Below are 12,471 nucleotides of genomic sequence, written 5' to 3'. Positions count from 1 at the left end.
CTGAATGGCCGGGCCCTGCCCGGCCATTTGCGTTTGCATGAGCACCATTGCCGAACCTGAACGTCCGCGATATGTCCAGACATCACGGATGGTGCCTACATGCTGCGGATATCCCGCAATCTCGTCATCGACGAGGACGATATCGAGATCGGTTTTGTCCGCGCCTCCGGCCCGGGCGGGCAGAACGTCAACAAGGTCGCGACCTCGGCACAGCTGCGCTTCGACACGCGCAAGCTGACCTTGCCGGAGGACGCGGCCCTGCGGCTTGCGCGCCTTGCCGGCCAGCGCATGACCAAGGACGGCGTCATTGTGATCCAGGCGCAGCGCTTCCGCACGCAGGAGCGCAACCGCCAGGATGCCATCGACCGCCTCACGGAGATGCTGCGCGAGGCGATGATCAGGCCGACGCCGCGGCGCGCGACGCGACCGACCTTCGCCTCCAAGCAGCGCCGGCTCGAGGGCAAGAAGCGCCGCAGCGACGTCAAGGCAGGGCGCGGCCGGAGCTTCGACGACTAACTGGCGCGGCAAAGAGCTCCGGCCGCGAGGCGACCGGAGCTTTGCCGATTCACCCGGCGAGACTAGTAACGTTTGGACGGGGCTGCGCCGCCCGTCGCGGCATCGTCGGCTGTTCCCTTGTGCGTAGCACTGCCCGTGGTGCCGACCGCGCCCCTGGTGCCTTTGGTCGACTTCATGCCGGTCTTCTCGCCGGCTGCGCCCGTCTGAGCATTCATCTCCTCGTCGCCGCTGCCCATGGTGCTGCCTTGCATGGGTTTGCCCTGCACGGTGCCGCCTGGCTTGGCGGTGGGGGGCGCGCTTTGCGCGAGGACAGGTGTCGCAATGAGGGCCGACAGAGCGCAGGCGATCATCGAGGTCTTCACCAACTTCATCCATTTCTCCTGGATTGTTTCGCGATGAATGGCTCGGCGGCTCCTTGCGCCGCTCGTCTGCACCGGACCATTGCATCGCGTAAAGAGTTCGAGCGGCGCAACGTCATGCAATGCGCATCGTGTGGTGATCGTTTAGGGATTTGACGGCGGTTTCGCGGAATTGTGCTCCGCATATAAGGCGGCTTAGAACATCACACGGCCCAAGCTATCTCCGTTCGCTGCGAAACAGCCCGCTACTACCACCTCATCTCTGACGCCGATTAGAGTTTGCACACGCTGGATTTGACGTGGATGAGCAAGCTCTTGGCGATGCGCACGATCGTGCTGGGATTGTGCACCGCGATGGTGCTGATGGCGCGAGGCGCCGACGCGCAGATGCCATTGCCGGCGGCAAGGCCGCCGGATGGCGCGACGCTGTTCAAGCAGCAATGCGCGGTGTGCCATACCACCAATCTCTCGGACCCGATGCGACAAGGTCCGCCGCTGGTCCGAATCGTGGGCCGGGCCGCCGGCAAGGTGGAAGGCTTTCATTTTTCAGACGGCCTCGCCAAGGCTGACTTCACTTGGGATGAGGCCCGGCTGGACGCGTGGCTGGCCAATCCGCAAGCCGTGATCCCCGGTGCGATCATGGCCTATCGGCAGGCCAGGCCAGAGACGCGCGCCGCCATCATCACTTACCTCAAGGAGCTGAACTGAATGGCAAAGCCGGTCCATTCCATGATCCGCGTGCTGGAGGAGGCGCGCTCGCTCGACTTCTACAAGCGTGCCTTCGGCCTGGAGGTCACCGACCATCTGAAGTTCGCGGATTTCGCCCTGATCTATCTGCGTCACCCCTCCTCACCGTTCGAGGTCGAGCTGACGGTCAATTTCGATCGCAAGGAGCCGTACCAGCTCGGCGATGGCTACGGCCATCTCGCCGTGGTCGTTGAAGACCTCGATGCCGAGCATGCCCGCTTCGAGCGCGAGAAGCTCGCACCGGGACCCTTACGCGATTTCAAGCACGACGGCCGAACGCTGGCGCGCTTCTTCTTCGTCAGTGATCCCGATGGCTACAAGATCGAGGTGATCCAGCGGGGCGGCCGTTTCAACTGACCGAACCAAAATCAGAAATCTACGGAGGACATGCCATGAGAGAAGTCGATCGTCGAAGCAAGCACAGCCGCCGCGTCTTTATCAAGGGCGCCGCGGCCGCCGTGCCGGTCGCGGCCGTTGCGACCAGCGCCGGAGTCAGCATCGACAATGCCTGGGCCGAAGAGACAAGCGCGCTCTCGCCTTCGACGATGAAGACGCTGCTGAAGGTCGCGCGCGATATCTATCCGCACGACGTGCTCGGCGACAGCTACTACATCACCGCGATCAAGCCGTGGGACGGCAAGGCGGCGAAGGATCCTGCCGTCAAGTCGCTGATCAGCGACGGCATTGCGCGGCTCGATCAGAACGCGCGCGACCGCCACAAGGTGCCTTATGTCGAAGTGGCCTGGGAAGCCGACCGCGTGGTGCTCCTGAAGGAGATCGAGCAAACCGCCTTTTTCCAGAAGGTGCGCGGCGATCTCGTCGTCTCGCTCTACAACCAAAAAGAGATCTGGCCGCGGTTCGGATACGAGGGCTCTTCCGCCGAGTTCGGCGGCTACATCAACCGCGGCTTCGCCGACATCGACTGGCTGCCGAAGGCTTAGATCACCACCCAACGGTTCAGGAGAACGCATATGGCAAAATTCGATCTGAACGACTCCAGCGTCGTGGTGATCGTCGGCTCCGGTGCCGGTGGCGGCACACTGGGCAACGAGCTCGCGCAGAAAGGCGTCAAGGTCGTCATTCTCGAGGCAGGTCCCCGCATCGAGAACCACGAATTCATCAACGACGAATGGGAGAGCTTCTCCCAGCTCGCCTGGACCGATGCGCGCACCACGTCGGGCACATGGCGCGTCGCCAAGGACTTTTCGGGTCTTCCCGCGTGGATCGTCAAGGCGGTCGGCGGCTCGACCGTGCATTGGGCCGGCGCCTCCCTGCGGTTCGACGAGCACGAGTTCAAGGTGAAGAGCACCTACGGCAACATTCCCGGCGCGAACCTCCTGGACTGGCCGGTCACGCTTGCCGAGATGGAGCCGTGGTACGCCAAGGCCGAGAACAAGATGGGCGTGACTCGCACCAACGGCATTCCCGGACTTCCCGGCAACAATAACTTCAAGGTGCTGGAGGCCGGCGCCAGGAAGCTCGGCTACAAGACCGTACACACCGGCAACATGGCCATCAACAGTCAGCCGCGCGACGGACGCGGCTCCTGCCAGCAGATCGGCTTCTGCTTCCAGGGCTGCAAATCCGGCGCGAAATGGTCGACGCTCTACACAGAGATCCCCAAGGGCGAGGCGACCGGCAATCTCGAGGTCCGCCCCGGCAGCATGGTGGTGAAGATCGAGCATGATGCCACCGGCAAGGTCACCGGCGTCGTCTACGCTGACGAGCAAGGCGCGATGCAGCGCCAGAAGGCGCGCATCGTTGCGGTGGCCGGCAATTCGATCGAGAGCCCGCGGCTGCTGCTCAACAGCGCCTCCACGATGTTCCCCGATGGCCTCGCCAACTCCAGTGGCCAGGTCGGCCGCAACTACATGAGGCACATGACCGGCAGCGTCTACGCGGTGTTCGAAAAATCGGTGCACATGTATCGCGGCACCACCATGGCCGGCATCATCCGCGACGAGGCCGCCAACAACCCGAAGCGCGGCTTCGTCGGCGGCTACGAGATGGAGACGCTGTCGATCGGCCTGCCGTTCATGGCGGCGTTCCTCAACCCCGGCGCCTGGGGACGCTCGTTCACGTCAGCGCTCGACGGTTATCCCAGGATGGCCGGCATGTGGCTGGTCGGCGAGGACATGCCGCAGGAGACCAATCGCATCACGCTCGATCCGGTCGTGAAGGACAAGTTCGGTCAGCCGGTCGCGAGCGTGCATTTCGACGACCATCCCAACGACGTCGCGATGCGCGCGCATGCCTACAAGCAGGGCGCCGCGGTCTATGACGCCGTCGGGGCCACCGTGACCTATCCGACACCGCCCTATCCAAGCACGCACAATCTCGGCACCAACAGGATGAGCGAAAAGCCCCGGGACGGCGTGGTCAACAAGTTCGGGCAGAGCCACGACATCAAGAATCTGTTCGTCTCGGACGGCAGCCAGTTCACCAGCGGCGCGGCCTGCAACCCGACGCTGACCATCGTCGCGCTGGCGATCCGGCAGGCCGACTACATCGCAGGTGCAATGCAGAAGAAGGAGATTTGATCTGACGTTGCCATTGCGGTTGCTGGGACGGCATTAAGGAGGGATTGCGTATCCACACTCAAGCTGTCGTCCCGGCGTTCGCCGGGACGACACCGAGGGTCGAGCGGCTACTCGGCCGCATCAAGGATCGGCGCCACCGTGGCCTTGAATTGCTGCACCGGCACCATGCTCCTCGAGCGATAGATCAAACACGAGCATCGCAGCAACGAGGCGAAATTGTTGACTTCGCCATGGTGGTCGAGCACCTCGTTGTAGAGCGTGGTCAGGAACTTGCCGAGGCTCATGCTCTCCTTGGCCGCGATCTCCTCCAGCGTGTCCCAGAACGCCATTTCCAGACGGATCGACGTGCAGTGCCCGCCGATCCGCAAAGAACGAGTCTGGGATTCGTAGTCGCGTTGGGGCTGATGCGCGAAGAGATGGCACATGGCGTCCTCCCGTCCTGTTGCCGTTTTTTCACGATGCTACACCGCTGCCCGGGCCTCCACAATCGCGACCACGGCCGAAAGCCGGCTGATCGACGCCGTGGGATTGTCCCGAACGTCCAATGTCTTCAATGTGATAGGGGGCCTTCTTCCCCAGCCCGTCACGCGACTATTGCCCAACCCATGCTTTTGACGCAACACGGCCTAGAATAGCACTCCCAGCGAATCCAGGGCCGAGTCCCCGATCGAATTCATGCCCGTCCGTCAATTGCCAGAACAGGTCGTCAACCGCATCGCCGCCGGCGAAGTGGTCGAACGTCCCGCGAGCGTCGTCAAGGAGCTGGTCGAGAACGCCATTGATGCCGGCGCGAGCCAGATCGACGTCTTCACCGACGGCGGCGGGCGGCGGCGGATCGGCATCACCGACGACGGCAGCGGCATGACCGCGAGGGACCTCTCGCTCGCGGTCGAGCGCCACGCCACCTCCAAGCTCGACGACGAGGACCTGCTGCAGATCCGCACGCTCGGGTTCCGCGGCGAGGCGCTGCCCTCGATCGGCTCGGTGGCGCGTCTCTCGATCACCACGCGACATGCCAGCGAACCGCATGCCTGGGCTCTCACCGTCGAGGGCGGCGCGAAGTCCGAGATCATGCCGGCCGCGCTGGCGCACGGTACGCGCGTCGAGGTCGGCGACCTCTTCTATGCGACGCCGGCGCGGCTGAAGTTTCTGAAGACGGACCGCACCGAGGCGGAAGCCATCCGCGAGGTGGTGCGCCGGCTCGCGATGGCGCGGCCCGATATCGCCTTTACGCTGGCGGGCGAGGAGCGCGCGCCGGTGACCTGGGCTGCGGCGCTGCCCGGCGCCGCCGGCCGGCTGACCCGGCTCGGCGACATTCTGGGCGCTGAATTCCGCAGCCACGCCATCGAGGTCCATGCGGAGCGCGAGGGCGTGGTGGTCGCCGGCTATGCCGCAGCGCCCGCGCTCACAAAGGCCAACGCGCTCGGGCAGTATCTCTTCGTCAATGGCCGACCGGTGCGCGACAAGCTGATCTTGGGGGCGGTGCGCGCCGCCTATTCCGACTACCTGCCGCGCGATCGCCACCCGGTGCTGGCGCTGTTCGTCACGCTCGATCCGCGCGAGGTCGACGCCAACGTGCATCCGGCAAAGACCGAGGTGCGCTTCCGCAACGCCGGCCTTGTGCGCGCATTGATCGTGCACGGGCTGAAGGAAGCACTCGCGCGCGAGGGCCGGCGCACCGCCGCCAACAGCGGCGAGAGCGCATTGTCCTCGTTCCGGCCTGCCTTTACGCCGCGTCCCGCAAGCTGGGACTGGCGCGCCTCGCCAGCCGCCCCGGTCGCGCCCATGCCGTCCTTCGAAGGCGCCGCCGCCCCCGCATTCGCCGAGCGCCTACAGGCTGCATTCGATGTCGGCGCGCCCAGCGCGGATGTGCGGTTCGAATCGCAGCCGACCGGCGACCTCGTCGATCGCCCGCTCGGCGCTGCGCGCACGCAGATCCACGAGACCTACATCGTCTCGCAGACCCGCCACGGCCTGATCATCGTCGACCAGCACGCCGCGCATGAGCGCATCGTCTACGAGCGGCTGAAGGCCTCGCTGGCGGCCAACGGCGTGCAGCGGCAGATACTCTTGATCCCCGAGATCGTCGAGATGGACGAGGCGACGGTGGAGCGCCTGCTCGAGCGCAGCGACGAGCTGGCCTCGTTCGGCCTTGCCATCGAATCCTTCGGACCCGGCGCGGTCGCGGTGCGCGAGACGCCATCGCTGCTCGGCAAGGCCAATGCCGGCGGCCTCTTGCGCGATCTTTCCGAGCACATGGCCGAATGGGACGAGGCGCTGCCGCTGGAGCGCCGCCTGATGCACGTCGCGGCGACCATGGCCTGCCACGGCTCGGTGCGCGCCGGCCGCCGGCTGCGGCCGGAGGAGATGAACGCGCTGCTGCGCGAGATGGAGGACACACCGAACTCCGGCCAGTGCAATCACGGCCGGCCGACTTATGTGGAGTTGAAGCTGAGCGACGTGGAGAAGCTGTTCGGGCGAAGGTGACGGTGCCGTGGTGCCCTGGGGTGGATTAGCCGAAGGCGTAATCCACCTTCTGCAGATGCCGCGACAGACGGCGGATTACGCTTCGCTAATCCGCCCTACGCAGGAACACGAATTCCGTGTCGTCATACGTCCGCCGCTCCAGCTCCTCATAGCCTTCCGGCGTCGCGAACTGTGCGGTCTTCGCCTCTTCCACCACAAGCAGCGCGCCCGGCGTGAGCCACCCGCCGTCGCGCAAGGACGCCAGCGCCTTCTCGGCAAACCCCTTGCCATAGGGCGGATCGAGGAACACCAGCGAGAATGGCTCGACGGGATGCGCAGGGCCGAGATCGGTGGCATCGCGGCGATAGACCTTGGTGACGCCGCCGAGACCGAGCGCCTCGACGTTGTTACGGAGCAGCGCACGCGCCTCGGCGCCGTTGTCGACGAACAGCGTGAACTTGGCGCCGCGCGAGGCGGCCTCGATGCCGAGCGCGCCGGTGCCGGCGAAGAGATCGAGCACGCGCGCATCCTCGATCGGATCGCCATAGGCGTGCACGAGGATGTTGAACACGGACTCGCGCAACCGGTCCGCCGTGGGACGGATGTCGCGCGAGGACGGTGAGGCGAGATTGCGCCCCTTCAAGCGGCCGCCGACGACGCGCAAGTCAGTCCTCCCGCGGCTTCAGGTCGCGCTTGCCGTGATAGCCGCGCTTGGGACGGCGCGGCGGGCCGTAGCCGCTCGCGTCCATCTCGTTGCGCTCGCGCGCCTCCTCGCTGCCGGTGCGCTGCACCAGCACGCGGCGGCCCTTGCGGTCGTTGATCACGGCGCGCTTGCTGGCGGGCTTGCCCTCGCGGGGCGCATCGTCATCGGCCGCAGACGATTTCTGCGGTACGTCGAACTGCGCGCCCGACTTCTCGATCACCTTGTCGCCGAGCTGCTCGCGCAGCACGCGCGAGCGGACCTCCTCGACTTGACCTTCAGCAATCTCGCCGAGTTGGAACGGGCCGTAGGAGACGCGGATCAGCCGATTCACCTCGAGCCCGAGATGGGCGCAGACATTGCGCACCTCGCGGTTCTTGCCTTCGCGGATCGCGAACACCAGCCAGACATTAGCCCCCTGGTCGCGCTCGAGCGTTGCCTCGATCGGACCGTATTTGACTCCCTCGACCTCGATACCGTTCCTCAGCTCGTCGAGCTGCGCCTGGGTGACGTCGCCATAGGCACGGACGCGATAGCGGCGCAGCCAGCCGGTATCGGGCAGCTCGAGCGTGCGCGCGAGCCCGCCGTCATTGGTGAGCAAGAGCAGACCCTCGGTGTTGAAGTCGAGCCGGCCGATACTGATCAGGCGCGGCAGGCCTTCGGGCAGATTGTCGAACACGGTCGGACGCCCCTCGGGATCGTCATGCGTCGTCATCAGCCCGCGCGGCTTGTGATAGAGGAACAGCCGCGTGCGCTCGCGCTCCGGCAACGGCTTGCCGTCGACCAGGACGACGTCGTTCTTGGTGATGTCGAGCGCCGGCGAGTTGATGACGCGGCCATTGACCGTGACGCGGCCCTGCGTGACCATCTCCTCGGCATCGCGGCGCGAGGCAAGGCCCGCGCGCGCCAGCACTTTTGCGATGCGCTCGCCGGCCTTCTTCGGCTTCGGCACGTCTTCGCGGCGCGGCCGGCCCTCGAAATCGCGATCGCGCTCGCGATAGGCGCCACGGCCGCCGAAGGCGGGGCGCTTCTCGAAGATCCTGCTCTCATCCTCGTTTTCGCGGCGCGGACGATCGCCGAAACGGCCTTCGCTGCGTGGATGCTCGTGCCAGTCGGCGCGGCCCTCGGAGCGCTCGCGTGGACGACTGAATTTCGGGCGATCACCGCCGCGCCCACCGCGCTCGCCATCGCTGTCGCGACGGGGCCGATCAAACTTGGGACGGTCGTCGCGTGGACGATCGAATTTGGGCCGCTCGCGGAACGGACGGTCGCCCGAGGCACGATCGTCGCGCGAACGCGAGAAACGCGGACGGTCCTCGCCGCCTTCGCGCTTCTGCCAGGGCTTGTCGTCGCCGCGATCGCGACCGCCGAAGTCCTTGCGCGGCGGACGATCACCGCGCGGACGGTCATCGCGCCTCTGCCAGGGCTTGGAATCGCCGCGCTCGCCACGATCGCGCGGACGGTCACCGCGATCGCCACGGTCGCCGCTCCGCGAAAACTTCCGCTCGCCGTCGAACTTGCGTTCGGGGCGGTCGCCACGCGGCGAATACGGCCGCTTGTCGCCGAACTTCTTGTCGCCGAACCGGCCGGCGGGACGGGACTCATCGCGATCACGGCTACGCGGCGGACGGTCGTCACGATCATACGACGGGCGATCACCGCGCGGCTTGAAGGGCCGCTTCTCGCCATCGCGCGAGGTGCGGTCGGAAAACGGGCGCTCGCCCCGCGGCTTGAAGCTGCGCTCGCCGCGGCCCTCGCCGCCCCGGTCGTCGCGCTTGAAGCGCGGACGGTCGGAAAAATCGCGGCGCGGGGCATCGCCCTCCTCGCGGCGACGGAACGGGCGGTTCTCGCGATCGCCACGGGGCGCGCGGCTGTCGCGGTCGCCCTTACGCTCGCCCTTGCCCTCGAAGCCGCGCTTGGCGAATTTCTTCTCGGGGCCACGCGGCTTGCCGCTACGGCCTTTGGCCGGGCCTCGCCGGCCGCGGGAATCGTTGTCTTTGTCGCTGTCGCGAGGCATGAATAATCTCACCTAGGGGGTAGCGCGATGAGCATTGTGCGCGCTCGCTGCGAGCCGCATGCTCAGGCAAAATCGGTATCCACTCTTGCTGAAGGCGGAGCTAGTAGCAGGTTTCTGGCGATGATACGAGGCACGAAAGCCCCTTCTTTCATGGATTTGGCGCTTCAGACGGCCGAAAATGCCGGAAAATCGGGCGAAGTTCCGATCGGATGCGTGGTGGTCCGCAATTACGAGGTCATCGCCACCGCCGCAAACCGGACGCTGACCGACCATGATCCGACCGCCCATGCCGAGATCATCGCACTGCGCGAGGCGGCCGCGAAGATCGGCAGCGAGCGCCTCGTGGATTGCGATCTCTACGTGACGCTGGAGCCCTGCACCATGTGTGCGGGCGCGATCTCGTTTGCAAGGGTCAGGCGGCTCTATTACGGTGCCGCCGATCCCAAGGGCGGCGCGGTCGAGTCGGGCGTGCGCTTCTTTGCCTCGCCGACCTGCCACCACGCCCCGGACGTGTACTCCGGCGTCGGCGAGAGCGAGGCGGCGCGGCTGCTGCGGGAGTTCTTTCGCGAGCGGCGGTAGGTCGGAGTCGCGTAGCCCGGATGGAGCGAAGCGCAATCCGGGACAGTGTCGCGGCGAGGAGAGAATCCCGGATTACGCTGCGCTCCATCCGGGCTACAAGATCGTCAGGCCAAGAAGAACTCGCGCAGCGCCTTTGCGGTCACCTCAGGGTTCTCCTCGGTGAGGAAGTGCCCCGAATCCACCGGCATGCCGTTGACGTTCGTCGCCCATTGCTTCCACGTGTCCAGCGGCGTCGCGGCGGCCTGGGCGATCCCGGCATTGCCCCACAGCGCCAGCATCGGGATCGTGATCTTCTTGCCGGCCTCGAAATCGGCCTTGTCCAGGTCGTAGTCGAAATAGGCGCCGGCGCGGTAGTCCTCGCACATGGCGTGGATGCGGGCGGGATCGCGGAACGGGGCGAGGTAATGCTCGAGCGCGCGCGGATCGATGGCGTCCAGCGTTTTCGACCTGGTCTGGCTCGCCATCTTGATGCGCAGGAAGAACTCGCCATTGCCCGAGATCAGCGTCTCCGGCAGCGGATAGGGCTGCGCCAGGAACGTCCAGTGATAGATCTTCAGGGCGTAGGCGCGGTTCATCCGCTCCCAGTAATTATAGGTCGGCAAGATATCGAGCACGGCGAGGCGCGACAGCCGGCCGGGATGGTCGAGCGCGAGCCGATACGATACGCGGCCGCCGCGGTCATGGCCGGCGAGCGCGAAGTGCACGTGGCCGAGCCGCTCCATCGCCTCGACCATGGCCTTCGCCATCGCGCGCTTGCTGTAGGGCATGTGCAGCGCATCGCTCGCGGGCATGTCGGACCAGCCGTAGCCCGGCAGGTCGGCGATGATCAGGGTGAAGTGCTCGGCCAGCTCAGGCGCCACCTGATGCCACATCACGTGGGTCTCGGAGAAGCCGTGCAGGAGCAGCAGCGGCGGGCCCTTGCCGCCGACGCGGGCGAAGATGCGGCCGAACGAGGTGTCGATCCATTCGGCGGCAAAGCCCGGATAGAGGTCGGCGAGATCGGACATCTTCTTGCATCCTTGTTGGTCGGTCGCGGGGGCCTCGACAAACAAAAGTTCGAAAACAACCCCATGCACAGTACCGGTATTATCATCGGGGTCACTAACCCCAACAACCGATTGCATATTCTGGAACACGGATATGGCGGCGCGGTGACGTAAACGCGAGATTCCGAATCGGCGCGTTGGCGCGCGCCATCCGGCGTGACGCGCTAATTTTTGGCCTTCTCCGCCTCCACCGCCTGCCAGCCGATGTCGCGGCGGCAAAAACCCTCCGGCCAGCGGATGCGATCGACGGCCTGGTAGGCGCGGGCTTGCGCCTCCGTCACGGTCGCTCCCAGCGCGCAGACGTTGAGCACGCGGCCGCCATTGGCGAGGATCGCGCCGTCCTTCGCCACCGTGCCGGCGTGGAAGATCTCGACCGTCTCGACCTTGGCAGCTTCCTCAAGCCCCTCGATGCGGGTCCCTTTTTGATAATCGCCGGGATAGCCCTTCGCCGCTATCACCACTGTGAGCGCGGATTCCTTGTGCCAGCGCAGGTCGAAATTCTTCAGCTGCCCGTCGCAGGCGGCGAGCAGCGCCGGCACGAGGTCGCTCATCATGCGCAGCATCAGGACCTGGCACTCGGGATCGCCAAAGCGGACGTTGAACTCGAACAGCTTTGGGCCCTGCGTCGTCAACATGATGCCGGCATAGAGCACGCCGCGGAACGGCGTGCCGCGCTGCTTCATGCCCGCCACCGTCGGCAGGATGATCTTCGCCATGATCGCGTCGTGGATGGCGGGCGTCACCAGCGGCGTCGGCGAATAGGCGCCCATGCCGCCGGTGTTCGGGCCGACATCGTGGTCGAACACGCGCTTGTGGTCCTGGGCGGAAGCCAGCGGAATCGCGGTCTCGCCGTCGCACAGCGCAAAGAAGCTGATCTCGCGGCCGGGCAGAAACTCCTCGATCACGACCTCCGCGCCGGCCTCGCCGAAGGCGCCCTCGAACATCATGGCGATGGCGTCCTCGGCCTCGCGCACGGTTTTCGCAACGACGACGCCCTTGCCGGCGGCGAGCCCGTCGGCCTTCACTACGATCGGCGCGCCCTGGCTCTGCACATAGGCGCGCGCGTTTTCGGGATTGGTGAACCGCTTGTAGGCGCCTGTGGGAATGCCGAATTCGGTGCACAGCGCCTTGGTGAACCCTTTTGAGCTTTCGAGCTGGGCCGCGACCTTGCTCGGCCCGAACGCCTTGATGCCGCTAGCCGTGAGATCATTGACGATGCCGGCCGCCAGCGGCGTCTCCGGCCCGACCACCACGAGCTCGACCGCGTTCGTCTTGCAGAACTCGATCACGGCGGCATGGTCGGCGACATCGAGCGCCACGCACTCCGCCTCCCTGGCGATGCCGGCATTGCCGGGCGCGCACCAGAATTTGGTCACCAGGGGAGAGGCTGCGATCTTCCACGCCAGGGCATGTTCGCGGCCGCCGGAACCAAGCAGGAGAATGTGCATCGAGGGCTCAGAGTGTGGGGGTTGGCTGGGGGCGGAGGTCGCATGAATCGGGG

At 65.9% G+C, this 12,471-nt stretch carries 13 protein-coding genes; 7 read left to right on the top strand and 6 right to left on the bottom strand.

Annotated elements, in window-relative coordinates; translation table 11 throughout:
• Window positions 1-99: 99 nt before the first annotated feature.
• Complete coding sequence (gene arfB, locus EHH60_RS15610; RefSeq protein ID WP_028176613.1) at window positions 100-516, top strand: alternative ribosome rescue aminoacyl-tRNA hydrolase ArfB; 417 nt, start codon at window positions 100-102, stop codon at window positions 514-516.
• Window positions 517-578: 62 nt separating this feature from the next.
• Here arfB and EHH60_RS15605 read toward each other — a convergent pair whose 3' ends face one another.
• On the bottom strand, window positions 579-887 hold the full coding sequence (locus tag EHH60_RS15605) for a hypothetical protein (RefSeq protein ID WP_124160357.1): 309 nt from the start codon (window positions 885-887) through the stop codon (window positions 579-581).
• Window positions 888-1,196: 309 nt separating this feature from the next.
• Between EHH60_RS15605 and EHH60_RS15600 the strand changes: the two genes are divergently transcribed.
• Genes EHH60_RS15600 through EHH60_RS15585 form a run of 4 tightly spaced genes read left to right on the top strand, consistent with a single transcriptional unit; the run spans window position 1,197 to window position 4,162 of the window.
• Window positions 1,197-1,583, top strand: coding sequence for a c-type cytochrome (locus EHH60_RS15600; RefSeq protein ID WP_199751520.1), 387 nt, complete (start codon window positions 1,197-1,199; stop codon window positions 1,581-1,583).
• Window positions 1,584-1,979 (top strand): VOC family protein, encoded by a 396-nt coding sequence (locus tag EHH60_RS15595; RefSeq protein WP_124160355.1) that lies wholly within the window; start codon window positions 1,584-1,586, stop codon window positions 1,977-1,979.
• Between the two features lie 35 nt (window positions 1,980-2,014).
• Window positions 2,015-2,563: a gluconate 2-dehydrogenase subunit 3 family protein gene (locus EHH60_RS15590; protein WP_124160354.1), complete on the top strand. Its 549-nt coding sequence runs from the start codon at window positions 2,015-2,017 to the stop codon at window positions 2,561-2,563.
• 30 nt (window positions 2,564-2,593) lie between these two features.
• Window positions 2,594-4,162, top strand: a complete 1,569-nt coding sequence (locus EHH60_RS15585; RefSeq protein WP_124160353.1) for a GMC family oxidoreductase — start codon at window positions 2,594-2,596, stop codon at window positions 4,160-4,162.
• Between the two features lie 107 nt (window positions 4,163-4,269).
• Here the strand turns inward: EHH60_RS15585 and EHH60_RS15580 are convergent, their stop codons facing one another.
• Complete coding sequence (locus tag EHH60_RS15580) at window positions 4,270-4,587, bottom strand: ribbon-helix-helix domain-containing protein (protein WP_124160352.1); 318 nt, start codon at window positions 4,585-4,587, stop codon at window positions 4,270-4,272.
• Window positions 4,588-4,837: 250 nt separating this feature from the next.
• On the opposite strand from EHH60_RS15580, the gene mutL reads away from it, so the two are divergent.
• The gene (gene mutL, locus EHH60_RS15575; protein ID WP_124160351.1) at window positions 4,838-6,649 is read left to right on the top strand and encodes a DNA mismatch repair endonuclease MutL; all 1,812 of its coding nucleotides are present in this window, start codon (window positions 4,838-4,840) and stop codon (window positions 6,647-6,649) included.
• Window positions 6,650-6,734: 85 nt separating this feature from the next.
• Here the strand turns inward: mutL and rsmD are convergent, their stop codons facing one another.
• Both rsmD and EHH60_RS15565 read right to left on the bottom strand, forming a co-directional pair.
• Window positions 6,735-7,292, bottom strand: coding sequence for a 16S rRNA (guanine(966)-N(2))-methyltransferase RsmD (gene rsmD, locus EHH60_RS15570; protein ID WP_124160350.1), 558 nt, complete (start codon window positions 7,290-7,292; stop codon window positions 6,735-6,737).
• Window position 7,293: 1 nt separating this feature from the next.
• On the bottom strand, window positions 7,294-9,345 hold the full coding sequence (locus tag EHH60_RS15565) for a pseudouridine synthase (RefSeq protein ID WP_199751495.1): 2,052 nt from the start codon (window positions 9,343-9,345) through the stop codon (window positions 7,294-7,296).
• Window positions 9,346-9,465: 120 nt separating this feature from the next.
• On the opposite strand from EHH60_RS15565, the gene EHH60_RS15560 reads away from it, so the two are divergent.
• Entirely contained in the window at window positions 9,466-9,924 is a 459-nt protein-coding gene (locus EHH60_RS15560; protein WP_124160348.1) for a nucleoside deaminase, read from the top strand.
• 104 nt (window positions 9,925-10,028) lie between these two features.
• On the opposite strand, the gene EHH60_RS15555 is transcribed toward EHH60_RS15560, so the two are convergent.
• Window positions 10,029-10,931: an alpha/beta fold hydrolase gene (locus EHH60_RS15555; protein ID WP_124160347.1), complete on the bottom strand. Its 903-nt coding sequence runs from the start codon at window positions 10,929-10,931 to the stop codon at window positions 10,029-10,031.
• A 203-nt stretch (window positions 10,932-11,134) separates the two neighbouring features.
• Window positions 11,135-12,418, bottom strand: coding sequence for a phosphoribosylamine--glycine ligase (gene purD / locus EHH60_RS15550; RefSeq protein WP_124160346.1), 1,284 nt, complete (start codon window positions 12,416-12,418; stop codon window positions 11,135-11,137).
• Window positions 12,419-12,471: the final 53 nt, after the last annotated feature.

Origin of the sequence: Bradyrhizobium sp. RP6 (assembly GCF_003837805.1) — a bacterium.
GTDB lineage: Bacteria > Pseudomonadota > Alphaproteobacteria > Rhizobiales > Xanthobacteraceae > Bradyrhizobium.
The sequence above is the reverse complement of the archived record's forward strand: the minus strand, read 5'-3'. Positions and strand labels throughout refer to the sequence as shown.